This window comes from Pseudomonas moorei (genome assembly GCF_008801475.1).
Classification (GTDB): Bacteria; Pseudomonadota; Gammaproteobacteria; order Pseudomonadales; family Pseudomonadaceae; genus Aquipseudomonas; species Aquipseudomonas moorei.
This window is the reverse complement of the sequence record NZ_VZPP01000001.1, coordinates 513,275-537,730: the sequence shown is the minus strand read 5'-3', so window position 1 is coordinate 537,730 and position 24,456 is coordinate 513,275. Positions and strand designations below refer to the sequence as shown.

Here is a 24,456-nt window from a genome sequence, read left to right as displayed (position 1 = left end):
ACCTCACAGGCGCACGCAAACGTTGCGTAATTCGGTGTAGAACTCCAGGGAATGCACTCCGCCCTCTCGGCCGATACCCGACTGCTTCGCACCGCCAAAAGCGGTGCGCAGATCGCGCAGGAACCACGAATTGATCCAGCAGACACCGACGTTGAGAACCGAGCCCATGCGGTGGGCCACTTGCAGGTTGGAGGTCCAGACGCTGGCCGCCAGGCCGTACGGCGTGTCATTGACGAGACGCACCACCTCGTCTTCTTCGTCGAAGGGGGCGATGTGACAACACGGGCCGAAAATCTCCTCACGGATCACCGCTGAGTTTTCCGGCAAGTCGGTCCAGATGGTGGGCTGTACCCAGGCACCTTCTGCCAACTCGGAATTGAACTCAGGAACTCCTCCGCCGGTGACCACGGTAGCGCCATCGGCGACGGCCTGACGGTAGTAACCCAGCACTTTTTCACGGTGGCCCAGAGAAATGAGCGGGCCCATGTTCACCCCCCGTTCGTAGGGGATGCCCACGCGCAGGGATTCAGCTTTTGTCTTGAGCGCTGCGACAAAACGTTCGAACACTGGACGCTGGACATACACGCGCTCGGTGCCCAAACAGACCTGGCCGCTGTTCTCAAAGGCCGAACGAGCGACGCCCGCGGCGGCTTTTTCCAGATCGGCATCGGCAAATACCACGGCCGCATTCTTGCCGCCCAGCTCCAGGGACACCGGACGCAGGCCCTTGGCCGCTGCCCTCATGATCACTTCGCCGGTGCCGGTTTCACCGGTGAAGGTGATGCCGTTGACGTCCGGGTGAGCGGTCAGAAACGCACCGGCCGAGTTTTCACCAAAGCCGTGCACGACGTTGTAGACACCCGCCGGGACCCCCGCCTCGAGCATGACTTCACCCAACAAAGTGGCGGTCGCCGGCGTCTCTTCGGACGGTTTGACCACGACGGTATTGCCGCAGGCCAGCGCGGGGCCGACTTTCCAGGTCATCAACAACAGCGGCAGATTCCACGGACAGATCACCCCGATGACGCCGCGCGGTGCACGTACGGCGTAATTGACCGCCTTGCCACCATCGGGGGTGTCCATGGTGAAACATTCGTTCGGGACATTTTTCAGCAGGTCTGCAAACACCCTGAAATTCGCCGCGCCACGGGGAATGTCCAGGTGACTGGCCAGATCGTAAGGCTTACCGGTATCGGCGATTTCCGCGGCGACGAATTCCTGGAAACGACTTTCAATACCTTCGGCGACCTTGTGCAAAATAGCGATGCGTTGCGCAGCGGTCATACTGCCCCAGGGGCCCTGCAAGGCGCCCCGGGCTGCCTGGACCGCCGCGTCCACTTGTGCCTGGCCGGCTTCGTGGACCTTGCCGATCAGGCTATTGTCCACGGGGTTGCGGTTATCGAACGTGCGAACGCCCTCGCACCATTGGTTATCAATGAAATTGCGGAACTCATTAAGAGGCAGTGTGGCCATGTTCAGTTTCCTTGCTGTGTGAGCTCGACCGCCTCGATGTCACCGGCAGTGAGGTAATCCCACATACGTTCGAAGATCCGACCGGAGTAAGTCGCTCGTTGTCGTGTTTGCTCATCGTCAAGTGGCGGCACCCGGTCAGCCAGCCCCGCGGCATGCAGCTGCAACTCGATATGAGCGGCATCCTCCAAGTACCAGTTGAGCGTCAGCGCCTCGACCAGCGAGGCACCGGCCACAACGGCGCCGTTGCCGCGCATCACCAATGCCGGACCGTCCGCCAGTTGCTCGGCCAGCGCCGCCGCCTGAACGTCATCGCGCAACAGTTGCGGGTCATCCCATAGAGGTATGGACGAGTGAAAATAGGCGCCAGCGCCATGCCGTGACTTTGGCGTAATACCGGCGCAGGACAACGTCATGACCTGATCGGGCATGCTGCGAATCACTGCACCGACATCGGCACGACGCTGATAGATCTGCTGATGGATTCGCACCTCACCCAGCACGCCTTCCGGCAACGGGCCCTCGACGGGGACCACCACACCGGGTTCTCCCGGGCCGATCAGCCCCATCGGTTTGGCTGCGCACACCAGGAAGTGATGCGCGTCCAGGCGCAGGCTGCAATGACCATAGGCATGCACCAGGCCCGCCCGAGCCAATGCCCGTGCCGCTAGCCGCACTTCTCGTTGCTGGGCGGCCGTGGCGGTCACGCCACTCACGAACGGAATTCCGCAATATCGGGTTTCGACCCCCAGCAGCAATACGACGTAGGGACCGCCGGGAACTGCCGTGGCCGGTAACCGGCTTCCTCCTCGGCGCTGATGTGCCTGACCCCCGAGGAGTACTCATATGTCATGCCATCGGGCCCTTCGAAATACAGGAAGTAGGCGCCCGAAGTCGGATGGCGACCGGGGCCGAAGAGAATCCGAATGCCACGCTCGCGAAGGAAGTACCAGGCGCGCATGATGTCATCGACGGTTTCGACCTGATGGTTGATGTGCTGCACGCCCGCATGCGAGGACGGAAACAGCGCAATCTTGTGATGCACCTCATCGATGCGCAGCAGCGCCGCCTCGCCGATGCGGTCACTGACCCTGGCGTTGCACAGGCGTGTCCAGAACGCTTCGTCGCGTTTTGCGTTGGTGGTACGCAGGCCGATGTGGTTGAAACCGGTATTGCCGGCATCCCGCGAGGGGAAATGCCGCACGCCACTGGCATGAGGGCCGAGCACCAATTCGATGCGGTTGCCACTCGGGTCGCGGAACTGGATCAGGTCATTGACCGCACGCAACTCGATGTCTTCGCGAGTGCCATGACGAACAGCAAAGCCATTATCTTCGAGCACCTGCGCGGCATGGTCCATCTCCTCGGGCGTGCTCACTTCGAAAGCCGCGGTGGCCTCCTGCGGGTCACCTTCGTAGTAACACAAAGTGTGGTCGCGATCATCGGATCGGAAATAGATGGCGCCATTGGCAACCCGGGCCACTTCCAGACCCAGAATCTGGGTGGCATAGAGGCGGGTTTGTTCCAGATCCGGCGTCCCCAGACGGACATAGCGGATGTCGTGAAGATTGATCATGAAGCGGCCTCGAACGTTATTTTTATGTGGACTTAATCCTCGCGTCGCGGCAAAAATAAAAATAGCAAATTATCTTTATTCATTTTATTTGTTTTGGTTATACCCATGAAAACCGATCTGAATCTTCTCAGAGTGCTTCTGGCCGTCCATGAAGCCGGCAACGTGACCGCCGCGGCACAACGTCTAGGCATGAGTCAACCAGCCGCCAGCGCGGCACTGGCCCGTTTGCGGCGGTCACTGGGAGACGCGCTGTTCGTACGTTCGGGTCAGACAATGGCCGCAACGCCACGAGCCCAAAGCATCATTGATCGCACGCGGGAGGTGATCGACATCATCGACCGCGACATCCTCAGCAATCCGGTGTTCGACCCATCCACCAGCACCGCCCCCTTCATGTTCTGTTTGAGCGAGATTGGCGAAATCGCCTTTCTACCGATGCTGCTCGGGCACCTTCGCAGCGTCGCGCCGCTTGCGCAGATTTGCAGCCTGAGTCTGGCCGCCAAGGACGTGGACGAGCATCTGCGCGAAGGCAAGGTCGACCTGGTCATGGGTTACTTTCCTGACCTCGGCGCGGCGAACATCTATCAGCAAAGATTGTTCTCCCATGACCTGGTCTGCCTGATCCGAGGGGGGCACAAGATCCGGCACGAACAATTGACCCTGGATGAATTCTGCACCCTGGAACATGTACAAGTGCGCGATGGCGGGCGTAATCAGGAGATGTATGAGAGCTACCTGGCTAAGGCCGGTGTTAAGCGAAATATCGTTTTGCAGATGGGTCACTACATGAGTACGGCTTCAATTATCGAGCGGTCGAACCTAGTGGTCGTGCTGCCCCGGACCGTCGCCAGCCTTTACGCGAAATACGCCAATGTTCGCAGCGTCGAATTGCCCGACGGCTTTCCGGTTTACGACATCAAGCAGTACTGGCATGCGCGGTTTCAGAACGACCCGCGTCACCAATGGATTCGCCAGACCGTGCGTACCTTGTTCGAGAACGACCAACCGGGTGTCAGCGCCGCGCTGCCCCACGATCTGCCAGGAAAGGAAGTGGTTTTCGACGACTGACTCCGCCCTCGCTCGGGACTGTCGGTACCGTCAGGATCCTGCGAGCCCTCCCCGCGCCCACGCCGCCTCCAGATCGGCTCGGTGCTGCGGGGCGGCGATGCTGAGCATTTTGTCGACCCTTTGCTTCATGGTCAGTCCACGCAGGTCGGCGACGCCAAACTCGGTGACGATGAGCCCGGCATCACTGCGGGGAATGGTCGTTGGACCATTGAGGCGGGCAACGATTCGACTGTTGCTCCGTGCGCTGGACGGCAGTGCGATGATCGGCAGACCGCCCCGTGAACGATGGGCGCCGCGGATGAAGTCCAGTGATCCCCCTACCGCGCCCAGGTAACTGCCTGCCGCGACCTCAGAGTTCACTTGCCCGGTGAGATCGACCTCCACCGCGGAGTTGATCGCCACCAGACGATCCAGACTGGCCAGCACCTGAGCGTCGTGGGTATAGGCGCTGGAACGCATATGCACTGACCGGTTGCGATGGGCGAACTGCGCCAATGCCTGGCTGCCAATCAGCACGCCGCCCACGCTGAGCCAGGCGTCCCTGCTCTTGCGTGAATTATTGACCACGCCGCTTTGCATGAGCCGCATGACGCCGTCGCCGATGCTGCCCGAATGCACACCCAGATTGTGGTGGTCATTTAAGGCGCTGAGCACTGCATCCGGTATGGCACCGATGCCCGTCTGCAGGGTCGATCCGTCTTCGACCAAGTCGGCGATGTTCCTGGCGATTTTCATGTCTACCTCGCGAATGCTCGCGCTTTCGCTCGCCAGGGGCGCACGGTCGGTGTAGACCACAGCGTCCAGTTCATCCAGACCCAGGGTACGCTCACCATAGGTCCAGGGAGCCTGTTGATTGACCTCCCCGATCACCACGGCCGCCTGTTCCAGCGCACAGAGCAAGTATTCGCTGGCCAGACTGAGGCTGTGCCGGCCGTTGGCATCCGCCGGCGAAAGCTGCAGCATCAGAACATCGACGCGCAATTGCCCAGAACTCAACTGCGACGCCATTTCAGAGTAGTGGCAAGCAAGAATGTCCAGCACACCGGCGTCAGCCAGCGCACGATTTGCGCCGGCACCGCAATAGGCGAGAAAGTCCACGGCATCGGCATGCTCGGGCCGGCAGGTGTCACTGTTGGCAATGCCCAGCAGCACCCGGATGCGCTTGAAATCATGACGCTGTGCCATGAGCGCACGGGTCAGGGTCAGCGGCTCGGCGTTCGCCTGTCCCCATAACACGGTGTCCCCGGGTCGGATCAGGCTGGAGAGGTCCGGTGCATTGGCTTGTAATTCGAGAGGCATGGCAAAACCCTGGCAATAGCGAGCCGGGCCCTGTGGTACAGGACCCAAGGCAGACAGGGCTCAAATGGAAAATGGCGGCCCGTTGCGGGCCGCCGCGACAATCAGAAAATCGACGACGGGTGCTTGGCCAGCGGGGTGACTTTGATCTTCATGAAAGGGAACAGAGGCAGACTCGACAGCAGGCTGTGCAGTTCATCGTTACCTTCGACGTCAAAGATGCTGATGTTGGAGTACTCGCCCACGACGCGCCACAGGTGGGGCCACTTGCCCGACTCCTGGATGTCGATGGCCCTTTCCTTCTCCGACGCCTTGATCCGCTCCACTTCGTCCAGCGGAATGTCACGGGGAATACTGACGGTCATTTCTACGCAATACAGCATGTTGAACTCCAGATATTGTTGTTGAACGAGCGCCCCCTGCCAGCGGCGGCGCGAAACCTCAAACCAGCTCTTCAGTGACGAAGGGCTTAAGCTGGCCGATGAAATACTTACCATGTTCGAACCAGGCCTTGCGGATATCGGATTCCATGTAGACCTGATACTGCTCCTCACTGGCAAACCAGCATTCACCGATCGCATCGATACGGCCTACGTCCAGATACGGCACGTGGGTATCCGTAGGATTACCGGCAACCAGTCGCACTTCGTATTTGTGCAGCCCCGGCATTCCGGCGGACATCTGGAAATGCACCACGCACTCTTTTCGAAACTGCTCGTGGCTCATGCTTTCCGGTTTAACCAACAGATAAAGGATACGAATCATGGGGACCTCGATGAATGGCTAAAGAACGGCGCTCAGGCGGTCTTCGGCGTTGTGGAATTTGTAGGGGCGGCAGCGTCAGCGGCCGGGTCTTGTGCATCCAGCACTTCAATGCTGATGCCCTTGGTTTCCGGTAGCAGCAACAAGGCCACCACGGAGATTGCATAAGCACACAGGCAAAAAAGGCCGATCGCTTGCGCCAGGCCGACATGCACCGAGAGCACACCGACGCCTGTGATCGCCGTGGCACCGACCGACTTGCCGACATTGTAGGAAAAGCCCATGCAGGTGGTGCGCACATGGGTGGGAAACAATTCACTGAGAAACGGCCCCAGCGCCGCGTACATGCCAATGGCGGCGAAGCCCACCAGGAAACCCATGACGTGGGTGACCAGTGGATTGAGCGGGATCATCATGTAGGTGACGGTCACGATCCACGACATCAGCGACAGCACGATCAGCGTCGGACGCCGTCCCAGTTTGTCCGCCAGATAAGCAGTACTGGCGAAACCGGCAAAGCAGCCCAGCGCCATGACCAGGATGGTAGCGATCAACGAACCGGACTCCACACCACGGTCCTTGAGCAACGACGGTATCCACACCAGAATCACGTAGCTGCCCGCTTGCAGACCGACCACCAGAATGCTCGATAGCATTGTCAGCCGCCGGTACTGCGGTTTGAACACGGTCGAGAAAGAGGCTTTGGGCGCCTTGCTTGCAACGGCCTGAACAAACGCATCGGAGTCTTTGACGTGACGGCGGATAAACAACACCATCAGTGCCGGGATGACCCCGAACCAGAACGCGACACGCCAAGCCAGTTCCGCCGGGAACTGGCTGAGGATGACGGTGATGATAATTACCGCGCCTGCCCAACCCAGTGCGAAGCCCGACTGCACAAAGCCCATCGCGCGACCGCGATTACTCGGGTTGATCACTTCAGCCATCAGCGCAGCACCTACCGCCCATTCACCGCCGAAGCCGAAACCTTGCAAGGTCCGGGCGATCAGCAACTGTTCGAAGTTTTGCGCGAAGCCGGCTACCACACCAAAAAAAGTGAACCAGAGAATCGAGAAGATCAGGATGCGCACACGACCGTGGCGGTCGCTGAGAATACCGGCGGCCCAACCGCCAATGGCCGCCGACAGCAATGCGGCAGTGCCGACCATGCCGGCTTCGGCCTTGGTCAGCCCCCACAGGGCAATGATCGTTGGCAGCAGAAAGCTGAACATCTGCATGTCGTAGGAATCCAGCGCCCAGCCGGAGTAGCAGGCCCAGAATGTCTTGCGTTCACGAGGCGAGCCTTTCCTGTACCAATCGAACATGATGACCTTCCTTATTGTTATTGGTGAACTGCTCATGGCCTCAGAGCAACGCCATGGGTGTTTCTGTTACCGATGCGCAATCCGCATTCGCAGCATGAGGGAGTTCGTTGCTTCTGCCCATTTGCCGTTGTGGAAGTCCCTCTTTCGCAATAGCTAAGACCATCTCATTCACGCAACCAACGGCGACAGCAACATGTCTTGAGTCATGCTCGCGACAAGCCGGCCATAACGCTGATAAATGTGGGTCGTGACCAAACCGCGACCGGCCAGGCTACGAACAGGCTCGCTCAGAAAAAGCAGCCAGTCGTTGGCATCGATTAACGAGCTGTGGAACCACAGACTGTGATTGAGCTGACTGACGCGGCCGTGCTGCCACGGATCAGGCATCGAAGGCGACGGCACCAGACATCGGTTGAGCCAGCAGTCGGACATATAGGCCAGCGCCGCAGGGTGCAGACAACCTTCGTTCGGCAGCGGCTGGTTCAAACGCACCCAGTAGCCGACCTCGGGCTGATCGTCTGGTCGCCCGCCCGCTCTTTCAGCGTGGATTGGCCGCACGTCAAGAACAGGCCGGTCAATTAAGCGCAAACGAAGAGCGTGGCCCTGATGCATCTGACTGGCGGCCGATTCGGCGAGAGTCGGCAGGCTTTCGGGTGTCGGCAGCAGGCGGTCCAAGTGATAGACCCTGCCACTGTCAGTGCTGGTTTTCTGGAATGACGCGTTGGCGCTCAACACCAGGCCGGTGCCCTGCACGCCATAGATATGCCGGTTGGAGAAGCATCGGCCGTCCTGCAGCAACTCCACGCTGTACTCAATGGTGTCCAGCGGGCTGGCATCATTGAGAAAGGTCATTTGCAACAGACTGGGGCTGCGCCCTTCCAAGCCTTGCGCCGCCGCCCAAAGCGTTTGGGCGATCAATTGTCCGCCATAGACATGTCCGTGGTTGTCGACGTCACTGGTATGGCTGCGGTATCGGTTTTGCCCATCCAGATCCAGCGCAAGCAATTCGGTCAGGTCCCGCTGATCCCAGTACTGTCCAGAGGTATGCAGCTCCATGACCGGCGCCTTATATCTTAGCCATTGATGCTAAGTTGAGGATGGAAAAGTCCAGTGGCACGGGTGTCAGCTCCTGCAGACGTTCGGCAGTGACATCGCCAATCAGCTCCAGCACCAACACACCGTCATCGGTCAGTTCCAGGGTGGCCATGTCGGTGTAGACCCGACTGACGCAGCCCAGCCCGGTCAATGGGTAGGTGCAGGCGGACAAAAACTTGCTCTGACCGTCCTTGCCCAGGTGATCCATCATCACAAAGATGCGCTTGGCGCCGATCGCCAGGTCCATCGCACCGCCTACTGCGGGAATGGCATCCTTAGCGCCGGTATGCCAGTTGGCCAGGTCGCCGTTGGCTGCGACCTGGAATGCGCCAAGGACGCAGATGTCCAGATGGCCCCCGCGCATCATCCCGAAGGAGTCGGCATGGTGAAAGAATGCGACGCCCGGTAGCGGCTGGATCGGCTCTTTGCCGGCGTTGATCATGTCCCAATCTTCCTGACCGGGAAGCGCGGCCACCCAGCGCCCCAGTACGCCGTTTTCACTGTGCAGGAAAATGTCCTTCTCCTGTGGCAGGTGGTTGGCCACCAGGGTTGGCAGGCCGATGCCCAGGTTGACGTAGGCGCCTTCAGGGATGTCGCGGGCGACGCGAGCCGCCATTGCGTTGCGAATGTTTTTGTCCATTTTTGTTCATCCCACCTGCTGCTGTGCCGGCGCAACATCGGTGCGCTGGACAATGTGTTTGACGAAGATACCGGGGGTGATGACCCGCTCCGGATCAAGCTCACCCAACTCCACCACGCGACCGACCGAAGCAATGGTGTTGTGCGCGGCCATGGCCATGATCGGGGCGAAATTGCGCGCGGTTTTGCGGTACACCAGGTTGCCCCAGCGATCGCCCTCCTCAGCATTGATCAAGGCGAAGTCAACGTGGATGGGGTATTCGAGCACGTAGTTGCGGCCGTCGATGGTGCGCGATTCCTTGCCTTTGGCCAACAAGGTGCCAAAGCCAGTCGGCGTGTAAAAACCACCGATGCCGCAGCCGGCGGCCCGCAGGCGCTCGGCCAAGTTGCCCTGAGGGACGATCTCCAGTTCGATTTTTCCGGCACGGTAGAGGGTCTCGAACACATGAGAACCGTTCATTCGCGGGTAGGAGCAAAGGATCCGGCGAACGCGGCCCGCCTTGAGCAGCGCGGCCAAACCGGTATCGCCCTGGCCGGCGTTGTTGCTGACCAGAGTCAGGTCGGTCGCGCCCTGAGCGATCAATGCCTGAATCAGGTCGTCGGGCATGCCAGCGCCGCCGAAGCCGCCCACGGCCACCACAGCCCCGTCGGGAATGTCCGCCAGCGCTTCAATGGCGCTAGGCAACAGCTTGTTGATCATCGCTATACATCCTTTCTCGTTCTTGGGGCCAGGCCGGAGTCTGGCAAGCAGTGCAAGGCGCTACCCCGCGTTTGAATCAGCTTGCCAGTGCGGCCCGAGGCCCACAATTTCGGACTTCGAAAGGGCGAATTAACGATCGATTAATGGCTGCCTGCGTAACATGCGCGAAACCCTGTAGAAGCTATCGAGTGCAACGAGGCTGCGATCTTTTGATTTTTAAAAACAAAATCAAAAGATCGCAGCCTGCGGCAGCTCCTACAGTGGATTTCTGCATCTATGGGGAGGCAATTCAGGCGGATCTAGACCGTGCGGTAACGCTCGATGAGCGCGTCGGCGAATTCGCGGGCGAAGGTCGAGAGGCCGTCGAAATCCTGGGAACAGAGCTGGAAGGTCCGCACCGCCCAGGGATCAAGCAATTGACAGGCACCGATACCCTGCCGCCCCTTGAGCCGGTCGTAACTGGCCTGAGGCACGATGGCAATACCGGCCCCTGCTTCGACCATACGGAAGATGGCGTCGGAACTGGCAACCTGTACCCGAATGGTCAGCGGCAGGTGCAACGCGGCGGCGGCGCGGCTGAGGAACACATTGATTGCGCTGCCCTCGAGCAACGATACAAAGGCGTATTGCAGGGTTTCCTTAAAAAACACATCACCGCGCAACAGAATTGGGTGATCCAGCGGCGCGATGACCATCAAACGGCTGGATACCAGCGGCACACTCTGCAAGCCGTCGGTGACCACGCTCCCGGACACGATGCCCAGATCGGTGCTGCCCTCGCGAACGGCACGCACGATGTCGTCACTGAGACGCTCGCGCATGTCGATGTGCACATCCGGATGACTGATCAGATACTCACCCACCACCGGCGGCAGGTATTCGGTAATCGCGGTGGTGTTGGCTTGCAGGCGCAACTGCCCCTTGAGGCCGTCGGTGTATTGCTGTAGATCGCCGGTGAGCATTTCCAGCTGGGACAGGATCACCCGCGCGTGCTGTAAATAGGTCTTGCCGGCGTTGGTCAGGGTCACACCCTGAGGCGAGCGCTCGAGCAAGCGCACGCCGAGGTTTTCTTCCAGGTTTTTGATACGGTTGCTTGTTGCGGGCACCGAAAGGAACGAGCGCTCGGAGCCGCGGGTAAGACTGCTGGTTTCCGCGATGTTGATGAACAGACGGAAATCGGTGATATCGAAATGCATCGCCATGGTCGGACGGTTCCTGCCAAGTGAGACTTACTGTACTCACAGTACATTGAGTCTGCCTAGTGGCATTCAACATAGCCACGACCGGCGCGGTCGCGGCTACTTTACAAGCACGGCAAACAAGCCGGTATCAAACCCAGTGCGACGGCTCGAACACGAAGCCGTTGCCCTGGCGACGGATGAAACCGCAATGCGGCTCACCAAAGTGCACCGGCATGATCAGCGCTTCGCGGTCGGCCGCGTTATTGAGAAATTCCAGACGGGTGCGGCGAGCGATGTCTTCCCAGATGCAGTAACCGGAGTTGATGTCCGGGCGCACGATCTGGATCGGGCTGTGCAGGATGTCGCCACAGAAAATACCTTCTTGCCCTTGAGATCGCACACGGAAAGCCACCTGACCAGGACTGTGCCCCGGCGCAGCTTCGACCACCAGGCAATCGGCGATTTCTTCACCTGGCAACATCATTTCTGCAAGGCCTTCGTTGACGATCGGCATCACGCTGTCGAAAAACGACTCTCCGAACACGTCAATCACGCCGGCTTCCTTGTTCTTGCCCTGGTGACAGAAATCGAAGTCGTCCTTGGGCAGGTAGTAACGCGCATTGGGGAACGTCGGCACCCAGCGGCCGTCCTGCCAGGTGGTGTTCCAGCCCACATGGTCGGAGTGAAGGTGGGTGATGACCACGTGTGTGACTTTCTCGGGCGGTGCGCCAGCGGCGATCATCCACTCCTTGACCAGGGTGTTGAGCATGTTCATGCGCGCAATGCCCGGCCGCGGCTTAAAGTTACCGACGCCGGTGTCGATCACAATGATGTTGCTGCCCACGTGCACGATCCAGAACTGGATAGTGACCAGCAACTTGTTCATGTGCTCGATCCAGTGATTTGGCGCCATCAGGTCACGGTGCTGTTGCAGTACACCCTCCTCCATGCCCGGAAACAGGAACGCGGGATCATGGGTCGGGCCCGCGTATTCAAGAATACGGGTAACTTTAATGTCTCCGATCATGCGGGACTGCATCATGGCTTTGTACCTCAACGGTTTTTGTTAGTTCGCGGCTGTGCCGCTGGTTTTTCCGGATTATCCGTTGCCGGTACCGACTGCGCAGTTGATATCTCGTTAACAGCACCTTAAGAAGCGCTTAAGGCGAGTGTACAGCCGCGCAAACGGCATCGGTCGATCAAACGCGCTCGAACAACGCCGCCAGTCCCTGGCCGCCACCGATGCACATGGTTTCCAAGCCATAGCGTGCCTCGCGCCGACGCATTTCGTGCAACAGCGTGGTCATAATGCGCACACCCGTGGCCCCAATGGGGTGGCCCAACGAAATCCCCGAACCGTTGACGTTCACCCGGGACAAGTCGTCCAGGCCCCAGGCCTTGAGCACCGCCAGGGCCTGGGCAGCGAAGGCTTCGTTGAGCTCGATCAAGTCCAGTTCGGCCAGGCTCAACCCGGTTCGCATCAACAGCTTTTGCGTGGCAGGTACTGGCCCGATGCCCATACGCGAGGGTTCGCAACCCGCGGCGGCCCAGTCCACCAGACGCGCCATTGGCGTCAATCCGTGACGCGCGGCGTACTCCGGCGACACCACCAGACAGCCCGCTGCCGCGTCGTTCTGCTGGCTGGAATTGCCCGCCGTGCACACGCCTTCGGGGCGAATGAGGCGGAGGGCCTTCATGCTTTCGAGGCTGGCGTCCTCACGAATGCCCTCGTCTATTGTTACCCGCGTGACGGCGCCGCGCTTGCCGGGCACATCTACCGCGACCACTTCATCGGCGAAGCGCCCTTCTCGCCAGGCAGCCGCGGCATTCTGGTGGCTGCGCACGGAGAAGCTATCCGCTTCCTCGCGGCTAATGCCATAGTCCAGGGCCAGGTTATCGGCGGTTTCCGGCATCCCGGAAATGTGCCCGAATCGCTCGGAAGGCTGCGAACGCTCGCGACCGCGCTCCAGGCGGTCATGAAAGCGCACGCTGCCAGCTCGCGCGCCCCAGCGCATGTCGGTGCTGTAGTACTCAATGTTGCTCATGCTCTCTACACCAACCACCAGCACCGCTTCGGCATTGCCAGTTTTGACCATCATGGAAGCATCGATCACCGCCTGCAGGCCCGAGCCGCAACGACGATCCAGCGTGTAGCCCGGCACCTCAACAGGTAGGCCCGCGGACAACGCAGCGTATCGACCGATGCACGGTGCCTCACTGGAGGCGTAGGACTGTGCGACGATCACCTCGTCCAGTGAGTGTCCCGGCACTCCCGTGCGCGCCATCACCTGGCTAATCATGAACGAGGCCAAATGCTCGGCTGTGAGCGGAGCCAGCGCGCCGCCAAACTTGCCGATGGGTGTGCGAAGGGGCGAAACGATCAGCGCGTTTTTCATTGCAGCTCAACCTCAATGGGGGCAATGCGCACAGCATGGGCGGTCAACGAACGCGCCGGCAATTTTGCATCGCGAAAGCCCGCGTTTCGCCTGGCTTAAGCTCCTGAGTTGTGCCTGTGATCCAGCGGATGCGTTTGCCTTGCCGCTCAAACCCTCACCGCTAAAACTGAATGGCCTACCTCCTTAGCCATTAGTTGACCCCCTCTTCCGCAAAAGCTAATTCCCCCTCTCGCCACGCTCCTAGCATCATGCATCGCACAACATCAGCGGATGCCAGACATGCTCAGTTTCGATCCATCCCAATGGCTGGGACGTACCCAGGAAGCCCACGACCAGTTCAGCCGTAACCTGATCCAGCGCATTGCCGCGACTTTCAACGTGAAAGTTCCTGGTCAGGGTGAAGAACTTCCGTGGCTCTGGCACTGGTGCTTCTTTACGGAGCCAGCCGACAGCAGCGATCTGGGTACGGACGGGCACCCGGCACTCGGCACTTTCATGCCGCCGGCTCATGGTCGCAACCGGATGTGGGCTGGCGGGCGCCTGGATTTCATCGAGCCGTTGCGCGTGGGGTTGCAAGCCACCCGCAAGACCCGGATCGAAAAGATCGCGGAAAAGACCGGTCACACGGGCTCGCTGCTGTTCGTGACACTCAAGCATGAGTATTGGCAGGACGGCCAGCTATGCATCTCGGAAGAACAAGACATTGTCTACCGCGAGCCTAGCCCACCCAAGCTGGGGCAAGGTGAGCCAGTGCCTGAATCCGAGTGGAGGGAGAACTTTAGCCCCACTCCGGTGTTGCTGTTCCGCTATTCCGCATTGACCTTCAATGCCCACCGCATTCACTTCGACTGGCCCTACGTCACAGAGACCGAAGGCTACCCCAACTTGGTAGTTCATGGCCCATTGACCGCCACCCTGAGCATGACTGCTTTCGTGCGCGCCAATCCCCTGGCCCGCGTGCGCCGCTTTAGTTTCCGCGGGCTGCGTCCGCTGATTGCCCCGGACGACTTCCAACTCGGTGGACGACACACGGGTTCCGGCACCGCCGAACTGTGGGCAAGCAATGCGAGCGGCCTTTGCCAGCAAGCCGAAGTGCATTTCGACTGACTCTATAAAAAATGCGCCCGCCTTGGTCGCGGACGCCCAATTCGAGGAACGCTCCATGAGCCACCGTAACAGCGAAGACATCAAATCCATCCGTGAAGGCGTCCGCGCCCTGTGTGCCGAGTTCGACGCTGCCTACTGGCGCAAGATCGATGAAGAAAAAGGTTTTCCTGAAGCCTTCGTCAGCGCCATGACCCAGGCCGGGTGGTTGTCGGCAATGATCCCCGAAGAGTACGGCGGTTCCGGCCTGGGCCTGGCCGAAGCCTCGGTGATCCTGGAAGAAGTGAATTACTGTGGCGGCAACTCCGGCACCATTCACGGCCAGATGTACAACATGTTTACGCTGCTACGTCATGGCAGCGACGCGCAGAAGACCTACTACCTGCCGAAACTGGCCAGTGGCGAACTGCGCCTGCAATCGATGGGTGTGACCGAGCCTACCACTGGTACCGACACCACCAAGATCAAGACCACCGCCGTGCGCAGGGGCGACAAGTACGTGATCAACGGCCAGAAGGTGTGGATCTCGCGTATCCAACATTCCGACCTGATGATCCTCCTCGCCCGCACCACACCGCTAGCGGAGGTGAAGAAGAAGTCTGAAGGCATGTCGATTTTCCTCGTCGATCTGCGCGAGACCATCGGCAAGGGCCTGACCGTGCAGCCGATTGCCAACATGGTCAATCACGAAACCAACGAATTGTTCTTTGACAACCTTGAGTTGCCGGCCGACAGCCTGATCGGTGAAGAAGGCAAAGGCTTCCGCTACATCCTTGATGGCCTCAATGCAGAGCGTACCCTGATCGCTGCCGAGTGCATCGGCGATGGACGCTGGTTCACCGAGAAATCCAGCGCCTATGCCCGCGACCGTGTGGTATTCGGCCGTCCGATCGGACAAAACCAGGGCGTGCAGTTCCCGATCGCGGAAGCCCACATCGAAATCGAAGCGGCTGACCTGATGCGTTGGCGCGCCTGCGAAGAATACGACAGCGGAATCAACGCCGGCGCAAGCGCCAACATGGCCAAGTACCTCGCAGCCAAGGCGTCCTGGGAAGCGGCTAATGCTTGCTTGCAAACCCACGGTGGCTTCGGTTTCGCCTGCGAGTACGACGTAGAGCGAAAATTCCGCGAAACCCGTCTGTACCAGGTTGCACCGATCTCAACCAACCTGATCCTGTCGTACGTGGCCGAGCATCTGCTCGAGTTGCCCCGCTCGTTCTGAGGGAAGATGCCGATGCATAACCCAACATTGCGTTCTGCCCTCTTCGTTCCGGGGAATCGCCCGGAGCGCTTTACGAAGGCGCTGATCAGCGGCGCAGATATCGTTATCGTTGATTTCGAAGACGCGGTCGAAGAAGAACAAAAAGCCAAGGCGCGCGCCAACCTGAGCGCGTTCCTTGACACCAACACCACTGCCCGCGTCTGGGTTCGGGTAAATATGGCCGGCCATGCCGAACATCAAGCCGACCTGGAAATGTGTTGTCACCCAGGCGTCGAAGGCATCTTTTTACCCAAGGCTGAAACGGCGGAGCAACTGCTGCGGGTATCTGCGACGGGCAAGATGATGATTCCTATCGTTGAGAGTGCCCTGGGCCTTGATGCGCTACCGGCTATGGCACGCGTACCCGGTGTCGTGCGCCTGACCTACGGCCGATTGGACCTTGGGCTGGATCTGGGCCTGGACGTGACCAGCTATGGCGCAGAACGCATGTTCGATCAAGTTCGGTACTCCTTGCTGTTGCAGACTCGTCTGTCCGGCCTGGCCGCTCCGCTGGAAAGCGTGTTCTCGAACATCGAAGACAGCGAGCGTCTGCAACATTACGCCCGCACCGCTGGCAATATGGGCTTCGCCGGGATGCTGTGTATTCATCCGAAACAGGTTGCCGTGGTTCACACCGCCCTGGCACCGACGGAGGAAGAACTGGTTTGGGCCCGCCACGTCCTCGATGCGGCCGATGGCCGAGGCGCCTTCAGACTCGATGGCGAAATGATCGATGCCCCGGTGATGGCGCGCGCTAGGCAATTTCTGTCCCTGAGTGCATGGACCACACCGACGAAGCCTGACGCTGATCGCTGATACGTCCGAATACACCCGATTTAAAAGACACCCATAAAGAGTTGCCTCCGCCGGTACGCCCACGACGCCCACCGGCGGCGGTAACTCAGGAGGTATTCACGCGGTCTGTGAGCCCAGCAACGCGGGCTCCATGGCCGACACCGATATCGCCCACTGATACTGCGCATGAAATTTGTTTGGAGGCCCCCTGCTATGAGAGTTTTGGTATCGATCAAGCGTGTGGTCGACTATAACGTCAAGATCCGCGTGAAAGCGGACAACTCCGGCGTCGACCTCGCCAACGTCAAGATGTCGATGAACCCGTTCTGCGAAATCGCAGTGGAAGAAGCCGTACGCCTGAAGGAGAAAGGTGTTGCGACTGAAATCGTCGTCGTTTCCGTCGGCCCGTCCACCGCTCAAGAGCAACTGCGCACCGCGCTGGCTCTGGGTGCCGACCGCGCCATCCTCGTCGAATCCGCTGAAGATCTGACTTCCCTGGCCGTTGCCAAGCTGCTCAAAGCTGTTGTCGACAAGGAACAGCCTCAGCTGGTTATCCTTGGCAAACAAGCCATCGACAGCGACAACAACCAGACTGGCCAGATGCTCGCTGCACTGAGCGGTTACGGTCAGGGCACCTTCGCTTCGAAAGTCGAAGTGTCCGGCGACAGCGTTGCCGTGACCCGCGAAATCGACGGCGGCGCACAGACCGTTTCCCTGAAACTGCCGGCCATCGTCACCACCGACCTGCGTTTGAACGAGCCGCGTTATGCGTCCCTGCCAAACATCATGAAAGCCAAGAAGAAGCCTCTCGAAGTGCTGACTCCGGACGCTTTGGGCGTTTCCACCGCCTCCACCAACAAGACCGTGAAAGTCGAAGCGCCGGCTGCACGCAGCGCGGGTATCAAGGTCAAGTCGGTGGCTGAACTGGTCGAGAAACTGAAAAACGAAGCGAAGGTAATCTAATCATGACTATCTTGGTAATCGCTGAACACGACAACAAGGTAGTGGCTCCGGCCACCCTGAACACCGTGGCTGCCGCTGCCAAAATCGGCGGCGACATCCACGTTCTGGTCGCTGGCCAGGGCGCTGGCGCCGTGGCTGAAGCCGCTGCGAAAATCGCTGGCGTGGCCAAAGTGCTGGTGGCCGACAACGCTGCCTACGCTCACCAGTTGCCGGAAAACGTAGCGCCGCTGGTAGCCGAGCTGGGCGCTGGCTACAGCCACATCCTGGCTGCCGCGACTTCCAACGGCAAAAACATCCTGCCGCGCGTTGCCGCTCAGCTGGAAGTTGACCAGATCTCCGAGATCATCTCGGTGGAAAGCGCTGATACCTTCAAGCGCCCGATCTACGCCGGTAACGCCATCGCTACCGTTCAGTCGAACGCTGCGGTCAAAGTGATCACCGTGCGTGCCACCGGTTTCGACCCGGTGGCTGCTGAAGGTGGTTCGGCTGCTGTTGAAGCGGTTGCTGCTGCGCACAACGCTGGCACCTCGAGCTTCGTTGGCGAAGAACTGGCCAAGTCCGATCGTCCTGAACTGACCGCTGCCAAGATCGTCGTTTCCGGCGGTCGCGGCATGCAGAACGGCGACAACTTCAAACACCTGTACGCCCTGGCCGACAAGCTGGGCGCTGCCGTCGGTGCTTCGCGCGCCGCGGTCGACGCAGGTTTCGTACCCAACGACATGCAGGTCGGTCAGACCGGCAAGATCGTTGCTCCACAGCTGTACATCGCGGTCGGTATCTCCGGCGCGATCCAGCACCTGGCCGGCATGAAAGACTCCAAAGTGATCGTGGCGATCAACAAGGACGAAGAAGCGCCGATCTTCCAGGTGGCCGATTACGGGCTGGTGACTGATCTGTTTGAAGCTGTGCCCGAAATGGTTTCGCTGGTTTAAATATCAGGAATGACCAGAGGGTTGAATCGGGCCTCTTAATATATATAACAAAAGCAAATAGTATCAATGCGTACAATTCGCTTTTATTATTTATGCGGCGGCGCGAGGATTATTCCCCCCATAAAAATGAGTTAAATCCTCGTTGTATGTTGAGGTTCGTTTAAGTGGAAAACCGTTCGCCGGTCCGATTGAAGGGATCATGTGGCAGATGCTGGAGGACAATGGTGTTACCCACTTAACCGTTTTTCAGCTTCGCGAGTCTTTAATGGAACCTCAATCCGCTGCCCCTTAATTCGAGATCAATAAAATGGCCAAGGCTGCCGATGTCGTTGTGCAATGTCTGGAAAATGAAGGTGTCGAGTTTGTATTCGGCATTCCTGGCGAGGAAAATCTCGATCTGCTTGAGTCCCTGCGAAAATCGAAAATCAAGCTGGTACTGACTCGCCACGAACAGTCCGCCGGCTTCATGGCTGCCACCTATGGAAGGCTGACAGGCAAGACTGGTGTGAGTCTGTCGACTCTTGGTCCAGGGGCCACCAACCTGGTCACCGCCGGAGCCTACGCCTACCTGGGCGGCATGCCGATGCTAATGATCACCGGCCAGAAACCGATCAAAAAGTCCAAACAGGGTCGCTTCCAGATCCTCGATGTGGTCGGCATGATGCAGCCACTGACCAAGTACACCCACCAGCTCGCTTCTGCCGACAACATTCCGTCCCGTGTACGCGAAGCGTTTCGCTTGGCGGAGGAAGAAAAGCCCGGTGCCGTGCACCTGGAGTTGCCAGAAGACATCGCCGCCGAGCAGACGGATAGCCTGCCTGTCCCGCCGAGCTTGCATCGACGCCCTTTGGCCGAGCACAAATCCATCGAAGCAGCCGTTCAGAAACTGCAGGCGGCCCGTAGCCCGATTCTGGTTATCGGTGCAGGTGCCAATCGCAAGATGACGGCCAAGGTGCTCAAGCAATTGATTGACAGCACCGGCATCCCCTTTGTCACCACGCAAATGGGCAAGGGCGTGGTGGATGAGCGTCATCCACGCTTTCTCGGCAACGCTGCCCTTTCCGCTGGAGACTTCGTGCACCGCGCTGTCGAAGCCGCCGATCTGATCGTCAATATCGGCCACGATGTCATTGAAAAGCCGCCATTTTTCATGGTCCGTGGCGGTACCGAAGTGATCCACATCAACTTCCGTTCTGCCGAAGTCGATCCTGTGTACTTCCCGCAAATCGAGGTGGTGGGCGACATTGCCAACGCCGTGTGGCAGATCGGTGAAGCGCTGCAGATCCAGACTCATTGGGATTTCAGTCGCCTCATGGCGATCCGCGAAGCCAACGAAGCACAGATCATCGAGGGCGCGGACGACAAGCGTTTCCCGATTTACCCGCAGCGTTTCGTTGCTGACGTGCGTCGCGCCTTACCGTCAGAAGGCATCGTCGCCCTGGACAATGGCATCTACAAGATCTGGTTCGCGCGTAACTACAAGGCCCACAAGCCCAATACCGTGCTGCTGGACAACGCCCTGGCGACCATGGGCGCGGGCCTGCCGTCGGCCATGGCCTCGCATCTTGTCTACCCGGACCGCCCGGTAGTCGCCGTGTGCGGTGACGGTGGTTTCATGATGAATAGCCAGGAACTGGAAACGGCCGTGCGTTTGAAGATGAACCTCACGGTCATCATCCTGCGCGACGACGGCTACGGCATGATCCGCTGGAAGCAGTCGAACATGGGCTTCACCGACTTCGGTCTGGACTATGGCAACCCGGACTTTGTCATGTATGCACAAAGCTATGGCGCTAAAGGCCACCGGGTAGAAAGCGCCGAAGGCTTCCTTCCACTGCTGGAGAGCTGCATCAGTGAGCCGGGTGTGCACGTGATCGATTGCCCCGTGGACTACTCGGAGAATGATTTCATTCTCAACAGCGAACTCAAGAGAAGAAGCGCGTTGGTCTGATCCTTCTATCATCATTCAATCTCAGGGGCGGTGCCGCGATGCCGTGCCGCCCGCGTTCAATGACAACACTGGAGTTCATGATGCAGCTTAAAGACACCCAGTTGTTCCGCCAGCAAGCCTTCATCGATGGCGCTTGGGTCGATGCGGACAATGGTCAGACGATCAAGGTCAACAACCCGGCAACGGGCGAAATTCTGGGCACCGTGCCGAAAATGGGCGCTGCCGAAACCCGCCGTGCGATCGAAGCCGCTGACAAGGCGCTGCCGGCCTGGCGTGCACTGACCGCCAAGGACCGTGCGAACAAGCTGCGTCGCTGGTTCGAGCTGATCATCGAGAACCAGGACGACCTGGCTCGCCTGATGACACTGGAGCAAGGCAAGCCATTGGCCGAAGCCAAGGGCGAAATCGTTTACGCCGCTTCCTTTATCGAGTGGTTCGCCGAAGAAGCCAAGCGCGTCTACGGTGACGTGATTCCGGGCCACCAGCCAGACAAGCGCCTGATCGTGATCAAGCAGCCAATCGGCGTGACCGCTGCCATCACCCCGTGGAACTTCCCGGCTGCAATGATCACCCGTAAAGCCGGCCCAGCCTTGGCTGCCGGTTGCACCATGGTGCTCAAGCCTGCTTCGCAAACGCCGTTCTCGGCATTCGCTCTGGCTGAACTGGCCCAGCGTGCCGGCATTCCTGCTGGCGTGTTCAGCGTGGTGTCCGGCAGTGCCGGCGACATCGGCAGCGAGCTGACCAGCAACCCGATCGTGCGTAAATTGTCCTTCACTGGCTCGACCGAAATCGGTCGTCAGCTGATGGCTGAATGCGCCAAGGACATCAAGAAAGTCTCCCTGGAACTGGGCGGCAACGCGCCGTTCATCGTGTTCGACGACGCGGACCTGGATAAGGCCGTCGAAGGCGCGATCATTTCCAAGTACCGCAACAACGGCCAGACCTGCGTCTGCGCCAACCGTCTGTACATTCAGGATTCGGTCTACGACGCGTTCGCCGAGAAGCTGAAAGTGGCGGTGTCCAAACTCAAGATCGGCAACGGTCTGGAAGAAGGCACCACCACCGGTCCGCTGATTGACGAAAAAGCCGTGGCCAAGGTGCAAGAGCACATTGCTGACGCCGTTTCCAAAGGCGCCACCGTGCTGTCCGGCGGCAAAAGCATGGAAGGCAACTTCTTCGAGCCGACCATCCTGACCAACGTGCCGAAGAACGCAGCCGTGGCCAAGGAAGAAACTTTCGGTCCATTGGCGCCGCTGTTCCGCTTCAAAGACGAAGCCGAAGTGATTGCGATGTCGAACGACACCGAGTTCGGTCTGGCCTCGTACTTCTACGCTCGCGACCTGGGCCGTGTGTTCCGTGTGGCCGAAGCCCTGGAATACGGCATGGTCGGCGTCAACACCGGGTTGATCTCCAACGAAGTCGCGCCGTTCGGCGGCATCAAGGCGTCGGGCCTGGGGCGTGAAGGCTCCAAGTACGGCATCGAAGATTACCTGGAAATCAAATACCTCTGCCTGAGCCTGTAACACGCGACCGAATCAGCTCTTTCAATGATGGAAGGGCTGATTAAGTTATTCAAAACTGCCAAGTATGGCGCGCACCACTCCCCGACTGCTCATGACGAAGCGATTGTTGGCGAAACGATACTGGTTGAATTGGATGACCGCAGGATCACATCATGAACAGGACTGAAAGCACCATTCGCTTGGCTGCCATCAAACTGATTTCCCGTAACGGCTATGAGTCGATGAGTCTTCGTCAACTGGCGGCTGAGTCCGGAGTCAATGTCTCGACGCTCTATCTGTATTACAAAAGCAAAAGTGAGTTACTGCTGGAACTAATCCTGGAGTACCTCCAGAGTCTGGGTCACGAGTGGAATCGCAACTGCCCCGCCGCTAATGTCAGCGCCAGCATACAACTGCGCTCCTTTATTTCGTGCCATATACGCTACCACCTGGAACATCAAGACCAAGCGATGTTAGGCAACCTCGAACTCCGAAGCCTGGACGAGGAATCGTTATCACAGGTTTGCCAGGCTCGACAGATATACCTGAAAACCTTGCAGGACTTACTCGAGCAGGGCGCGAGGGAGGGGGCTTTCGTTTGCGCCGATTCAAAGCAGATGGCGCGCACCTTGCTCAATATGCTGACCCACGCTTGTGTCTGGTATCAGGCCGATGAACGCTGGGGCATCGATGAGGTGATCCGACATTACTCCGAACTGGTGATGAGAATGCTCAGCCCCACTCTAGTCGCTGTGGCCGGTGTACCAGACCGCCGACCTTCCATTACTCGAAGAGTCGTGCCAAGGGAACTATGCCGATGACCGACCCGCAGCAATCGTTTTCCATGGAAGGAAAAGTCGTATGGGTCGTAGATGCCTCAACCCGGTTGGGTGCGCGTTTCGCTCGCCTCATCGCCCGCGCCGGAGCGCAGGTGGCCATTGGTGCACAGCATTCCTGGCAACTGGTTCAACTGGCGGCGGATCTGCGCTGCGAAGGCGCCGTGGTGTTGACCGTCAGCCTAAACAGCGAATGCCGTGTCAGTGTGGAGGCAGCGCTGGCAACGATTCAAGAGTGCTTGGGCAACGTCGATGTACTGATCAACAACAGCGGCGAACACGAATACACTCCACTGAACGATCACATCGTCCACTGCACCAATTTACACATGATGAATAGCGAACATGGCGGCAGTATTGTGACCATTGAGCCGCCACCGAGCGCCATAAGCGAACCCAATCCATGTCTGCGGCCCAACAGTAGCCTGATCCGCATGAGCCGAGCCTTGACCCAGTCGCTGACACCCCATCGCGTTCGTGTCAGCGTGATCGCAGCAGGACGTGGAAATAACCCAAGACTAAAAGAGTCCAGGCGTTCATCTTCAATGACCTGAACGTTGGTCATTGAATAATATTCAACTCAGATAACGACGCTGTGTTCTTGAATGCTCGCGGGCAAATGGATGGAAAGGTAGTCAATCAAGCTCCTTACCGATGGCAGCATTCCCTTCGGCTTTGGAAACAACAAGTGAATAATATGTTCCGCACCTGTCCAGCCACGAAGTACCAACTCCACTTGATTGCGTGCAACAGCTGATGAAGCGATGGGTTCTGGAAGGAGCGCTACACCGAGACCATGAATCGACGCCTCAAGTTGCATCCTCAAGTCATCCGATAATAACCGCGGCGTGTGAGCAGCCAGACAACTGCTTCCCCCATTTTCCAGCAACCATCTCCCCTTACCATTCTGAACGTCTCCCGGACGGCAAAGTGTGTCTACTTGCTTGAGATCTTCTGGCGACTCCAACTGGCCACAACGTGCGATAAATGCAGGGCTGGCCACCAGCACACGCCGAGCCACGCCGAGTTTTCGCGCAACCAGTCCGGCCGAATCTTCGATTTGCGGGCGGGCCCTGAGCGCGAGGTCGAAGCCCTCCTCGATCAAGTTGACCTCGCGATCCGTTGCATTGAGTTCCAGGCGTACCTTGGGATGCATCAACAGATAGCCCGGCAGAATCGGCGACAAATACGTCTCCGCCATCACTTGCGGGCAACTGAGCCGGACCATACCCGCCGGCTCGATTTGCAGGTTGGCAATGCTGTCGAACGCCGTATTGGCCCCTTCGACCACGGTCAGGCATTGCGCATAAAAGTGCGAGCCTGCCTCAGTCAAGGCAATTTGACGGGTAGTTCTGTTTAGCAGGCGTACACCCAGACGCGACTCGAGGATAGCCACCCTGCGGCTTAAACGCGTTTTTTCAACACCCGAGATTTTTGAGGCAGCGGTAAAGCCTTTATGGCGCACCACGAGGACGAAGTATTGAAGGTCATTGAGGTCATCAATCATTGGTGCTGCCCTGCAACAGTCTTGGGTGATTTGACCATCTTATCGATGATTAATGCCTAGTTTACAGTTTATCGCATGAAAACAGCGCTATAAATAC

24 protein-coding genes are annotated in these 24,456 nt (G+C 58.8%); 10 read left to right on the top strand and 14 right to left on the bottom strand.

The window, feature by feature from the left end; all coding sequences use genetic code 11:
- Positions 1–3: 3 nt before the first annotated feature.
- From F7R06_RS02645 to F7R06_RS02635, 3 genes are read right to left on the bottom strand one after another with little or no spacing between them, the layout of a single operon-like run.
- Entirely contained in the window at positions 4–1,473 is a 1,470-nt protein-coding gene (locus F7R06_RS02645; protein ID WP_075944529.1) for a 2-hydroxymuconic semialdehyde dehydrogenase, read from the bottom strand.
- 2 nt (positions 1,474–1,475) lie between these two features.
- Positions 1,476–2,147 (bottom strand): class II aldolase/adducin family protein, encoded by a 672-nt coding sequence (locus F7R06_RS02640; RefSeq protein WP_075944940.1) that lies wholly within the window; start codon positions 2,145–2,147, stop codon positions 1,476–1,478.
- A gap of 35 nt (positions 2,148–2,182) precedes the next feature.
- The gene (locus tag F7R06_RS02635) at positions 2,183–3,046 is read right to left on the bottom strand and encodes a VOC family protein (protein WP_075944528.1); all 864 of its coding nucleotides are present in this window, start codon (positions 3,044–3,046) and stop codon (positions 2,183–2,185) included.
- 105 nt (positions 3,047–3,151) lie between these two features.
- On the opposite strand from F7R06_RS02635, the gene F7R06_RS02630 reads away from it, so the two are divergent.
- Positions 3,152–4,114 (top strand): LysR family transcriptional regulator, encoded by a 963-nt coding sequence (locus F7R06_RS02630; protein WP_075944527.1) that lies wholly within the window; start codon positions 3,152–3,154, stop codon positions 4,112–4,114.
- A 30-nt stretch (positions 4,115–4,144) separates the two neighbouring features.
- Here F7R06_RS02630 and F7R06_RS02625 read toward each other — a convergent pair whose 3' ends face one another.
- From F7R06_RS02625 to F7R06_RS02580, 10 genes are all read right to left on the bottom strand, one after another.
- Positions 4,145–5,413: an acetyl-CoA hydrolase/transferase family protein gene (locus F7R06_RS02625; protein ID WP_075944526.1), complete on the bottom strand. Its 1,269-nt coding sequence runs from the start codon at positions 5,411–5,413 to the stop codon at positions 4,145–4,147.
- Positions 5,414–5,514: 101 nt separating this feature from the next.
- Positions 5,515–5,793, bottom strand: a complete 279-nt coding sequence (gene catC / locus F7R06_RS02620; protein ID WP_075944525.1) for a muconolactone Delta-isomerase — start codon at positions 5,791–5,793, stop codon at positions 5,515–5,517.
- A 58-nt stretch (positions 5,794–5,851) separates the two neighbouring features.
- Entirely contained in the window at positions 5,852–6,175 is a 324-nt protein-coding gene (mmlI, locus tag F7R06_RS02615) for a 4-carboxymethyl-4-methylbutenolide mutase MmlI (protein ID WP_075944524.1), read from the bottom strand.
- 32 nt (positions 6,176–6,207) lie between these two features.
- Positions 6,208–7,497 carry an MFS transporter gene (locus tag F7R06_RS02610; protein ID WP_075944523.1) on the bottom strand — a complete coding sequence of 430 codons (1,290 nt, stop codon included), beginning with the start codon at positions 7,495–7,497 and terminating at the stop codon, positions 6,208–6,210.
- A gap of 168 nt (positions 7,498–7,665) precedes the next feature.
- Positions 7,666–8,553, bottom strand: coding sequence for an acyl-CoA thioesterase (locus F7R06_RS02605; RefSeq protein WP_075944522.1), 888 nt, complete (start codon positions 8,551–8,553; stop codon positions 7,666–7,668).
- A gap of 10 nt (positions 8,554–8,563) precedes the next feature.
- Positions 8,564–9,232 (bottom strand): 3-oxoacid CoA-transferase subunit B, encoded by a 669-nt coding sequence (locus F7R06_RS02600; protein WP_075944521.1) that lies wholly within the window; start codon positions 9,230–9,232, stop codon positions 8,564–8,566.
- A 6-nt stretch (positions 9,233–9,238) separates the two neighbouring features.
- The gene (locus F7R06_RS02595; RefSeq protein ID WP_085702103.1) at positions 9,239–9,931 is read right to left on the bottom strand and encodes a 3-oxoacid CoA-transferase subunit A; all 693 of its coding nucleotides are present in this window, start codon (positions 9,929–9,931) and stop codon (positions 9,239–9,241) included.
- Positions 9,932–10,230: 299 nt separating this feature from the next.
- Entirely contained in the window at positions 10,231–11,133 is a 903-nt protein-coding gene (locus tag F7R06_RS02590) for a LysR family transcriptional regulator (protein ID WP_075944519.1), read from the bottom strand.
- 127 nt (positions 11,134–11,260) lie between these two features.
- The gene (locus F7R06_RS02585; protein WP_075944518.1) at positions 11,261–12,154 is read right to left on the bottom strand and encodes an MBL fold metallo-hydrolase; all 894 of its coding nucleotides are present in this window, start codon (positions 12,152–12,154) and stop codon (positions 11,261–11,263) included.
- A 157-nt stretch (positions 12,155–12,311) separates the two neighbouring features.
- Complete coding sequence (locus F7R06_RS02580) at positions 12,312–13,508, bottom strand: acetyl-CoA C-acetyltransferase (RefSeq protein WP_090321802.1); 1,197 nt, start codon at positions 13,506–13,508, stop codon at positions 12,312–12,314.
- A 279-nt stretch (positions 13,509–13,787) separates the two neighbouring features.
- Between F7R06_RS02580 and F7R06_RS02575 the strand changes: the two genes are divergently transcribed.
- The 9 genes from F7R06_RS02575 to F7R06_RS02535 all read left to right on the top strand — a co-directional run bounded on the left by F7R06_RS02575 (position 13,788) and on the right by F7R06_RS02535 (position 23,406).
- Positions 13,788–14,615 (top strand): HTD2 family dehydratase, encoded by an 828-nt coding sequence (locus F7R06_RS02575; RefSeq protein ID WP_075944516.1) that lies wholly within the window; start codon positions 13,788–13,790, stop codon positions 14,613–14,615.
- A 55-nt stretch (positions 14,616–14,670) separates the two neighbouring features.
- Positions 14,671–15,834, top strand: coding sequence for an acyl-CoA dehydrogenase family protein (locus tag F7R06_RS02570; protein WP_075944515.1), 1,164 nt, complete (start codon positions 14,671–14,673; stop codon positions 15,832–15,834).
- Between the two features lie 12 nt (positions 15,835–15,846).
- Positions 15,847–16,689, top strand: a complete 843-nt coding sequence (locus F7R06_RS02565; RefSeq protein ID WP_075944514.1) for an HpcH/HpaI aldolase/citrate lyase family protein — start codon at positions 15,847–15,849, stop codon at positions 16,687–16,689.
- Positions 16,690–16,881: 192 nt separating this feature from the next.
- On the top strand, positions 16,882–17,631 hold the full coding sequence (locus F7R06_RS02560) for an electron transfer flavoprotein subunit beta/FixA family protein (RefSeq protein WP_075944513.1): 750 nt from the start codon (positions 16,882–16,884) through the stop codon (positions 17,629–17,631).
- Between the two features lie 2 nt (positions 17,632–17,633).
- Positions 17,634–18,563: an electron transfer flavoprotein subunit alpha/FixB family protein gene (locus F7R06_RS02555; protein WP_075944512.1), complete on the top strand. Its 930-nt coding sequence runs from the start codon at positions 17,634–17,636 to the stop codon at positions 18,561–18,563.
- Positions 18,564–18,870: 307 nt separating this feature from the next.
- Positions 18,871–20,514 (top strand): acetolactate synthase large subunit, encoded by a 1,644-nt coding sequence (locus tag F7R06_RS02550; RefSeq protein WP_075944511.1) that lies wholly within the window; start codon positions 18,871–18,873, stop codon positions 20,512–20,514.
- A gap of 80 nt (positions 20,515–20,594) precedes the next feature.
- The gene (gabD, locus tag F7R06_RS02545) at positions 20,595–22,037 is read left to right on the top strand and encodes an NADP-dependent succinate-semialdehyde dehydrogenase (protein WP_090321806.1); all 1,443 of its coding nucleotides are present in this window, start codon (positions 20,595–20,597) and stop codon (positions 22,035–22,037) included.
- A 152-nt stretch (positions 22,038–22,189) separates the two neighbouring features.
- Positions 22,190–22,837, top strand: coding sequence for a TetR/AcrR family transcriptional regulator (locus F7R06_RS02540; RefSeq protein ID WP_075944509.1), 648 nt, complete (start codon positions 22,190–22,192; stop codon positions 22,835–22,837).
- The gene (locus F7R06_RS02535; protein WP_085702107.1) at positions 22,834–23,406 is read left to right on the top strand and encodes an SDR family NAD(P)-dependent oxidoreductase; all 573 of its coding nucleotides are present in this window, start codon (positions 22,834–22,836) and stop codon (positions 23,404–23,406) included. The genes F7R06_RS02540 and F7R06_RS02535 overlap by 4 nt, the downstream gene beginning before the upstream one ends.
- Before the next feature lie 26 nt (positions 23,407–23,432).
- Here F7R06_RS02535 and F7R06_RS02530 read toward each other — a convergent pair whose 3' ends face one another.
- A complete protein-coding gene (locus F7R06_RS02530; RefSeq protein ID WP_245706689.1) occupies positions 23,433–24,359 on the bottom strand; it encodes a LysR family transcriptional regulator in 927 nt (308 codons plus the stop codon).
- Between the last annotated feature and the right edge of the window lie 97 nt (positions 24,360–24,456).

Coding starts and splice junctions, on each gene's coding strand:
- F7R06_RS02590 (WP_075944519.1), bottom strand. CDS start 11,133: ATGGCGATGCATTTCGATATCACCGATTTCCGTCTGTTCATCAACATC.
- F7R06_RS02565 (WP_075944514.1), top strand. CDS start 15,847: ATGCATAACCCAACATTGCGTTCTGCCCTCTTCGTTCCGGGGAATCGC.
- F7R06_RS02630 (WP_075944527.1), top strand. CDS start 3,152: ATGAAAACCGATCTGAATCTTCTCAGAGTGCTTCTGGCCGTCCATGAA.
- F7R06_RS02530 (WP_245706689.1), bottom strand. CDS start 24,359: ATGATTGATGACCTCAATGACCTTCAATACTTCGTCCTCGTGGTGCGC.
- F7R06_RS02585 (WP_075944518.1), bottom strand. CDS start 12,154: ATGATGCAGTCCCGCATGATCGGAGACATTAAAGTTACCCGTATTCTT.
- F7R06_RS02625 (WP_075944526.1), bottom strand. CDS start 5,413: ATGCCTCTCGAATTACAAGCCAATGCACCGGACCTCTCCAGCCTGATC.
- F7R06_RS02580 (WP_090321802.1), bottom strand. CDS start 13,508: ATGAAAAACGCGCTGATCGTTTCGCCCCTTCGCACACCCATCGGCAAG.
- F7R06_RS02600 (WP_075944521.1), bottom strand. CDS start 9,232: ATGGACAAAAACATTCGCAACGCAATGGCGGCTCGCGTCGCCCGCGAC.
- F7R06_RS02540 (WP_075944509.1), top strand. CDS start 22,190: ATGAACAGGACTGAAAGCACCATTCGCTTGGCTGCCATCAAACTGATT.
- F7R06_RS02610 (WP_075944523.1), bottom strand. CDS start 7,497: ATGTTCGATTGGTACAGGAAAGGCTCGCCTCGTGAACGCAAGACATTC.
- mmlI (WP_075944524.1), bottom strand. CDS start 6,175: ATGATTCGTATCCTTTATCTGTTGGTTAAACCGGAAAGCATGAGCCAC.
- F7R06_RS02570 (WP_075944515.1), top strand. CDS start 14,671: ATGAGCCACCGTAACAGCGAAGACATCAAATCCATCCGTGAAGGCGTC.
- catC (WP_075944525.1), bottom strand. CDS start 5,793: ATGCTGTATTGCGTAGAAATGACCGTCAGTATTCCCCGTGACATTCCG.
- F7R06_RS02560 (WP_075944513.1), top strand. CDS start 16,882: ATGAGAGTTTTGGTATCGATCAAGCGTGTGGTCGACTATAACGTCAAG.
- F7R06_RS02550 (WP_075944511.1), top strand. CDS start 18,871: ATGGCCAAGGCTGCCGATGTCGTTGTGCAATGTCTGGAAAATGAAGGT.
- F7R06_RS02635 (WP_075944528.1), bottom strand. CDS start 3,046: ATGATCAATCTTCACGACATCCGCTATGTCCGTCTGGGGACGCCGGAT.
- F7R06_RS02645 (WP_075944529.1), bottom strand. CDS start 1,473: ATGGCCACACTGCCTCTTAATGAGTTCCGCAATTTCATTGATAACCAA.
- F7R06_RS02535 (WP_085702107.1), top strand. CDS start 22,834: ATGACCGACCCGCAGCAATCGTTTTCCATGGAAGGAAAAGTCGTATGG.
- gabD (WP_090321806.1), top strand. CDS start 20,595: ATGCAGCTTAAAGACACCCAGTTGTTCCGCCAGCAAGCCTTCATCGAT.
- F7R06_RS02605 (WP_075944522.1), bottom strand. CDS start 8,553: ATGGAGCTGCATACCTCTGGACAGTACTGGGATCAGCGGGACCTGACC.
- F7R06_RS02595 (WP_085702103.1), bottom strand. CDS start 9,931: ATGATCAACAAGCTGTTGCCTAGCGCCATTGAAGCGCTGGCGGACATT.
- F7R06_RS02575 (WP_075944516.1), top strand. CDS start 13,788: ATGCTCAGTTTCGATCCATCCCAATGGCTGGGACGTACCCAGGAAGCC.
- F7R06_RS02555 (WP_075944512.1), top strand. CDS start 17,634: ATGACTATCTTGGTAATCGCTGAACACGACAACAAGGTAGTGGCTCCG.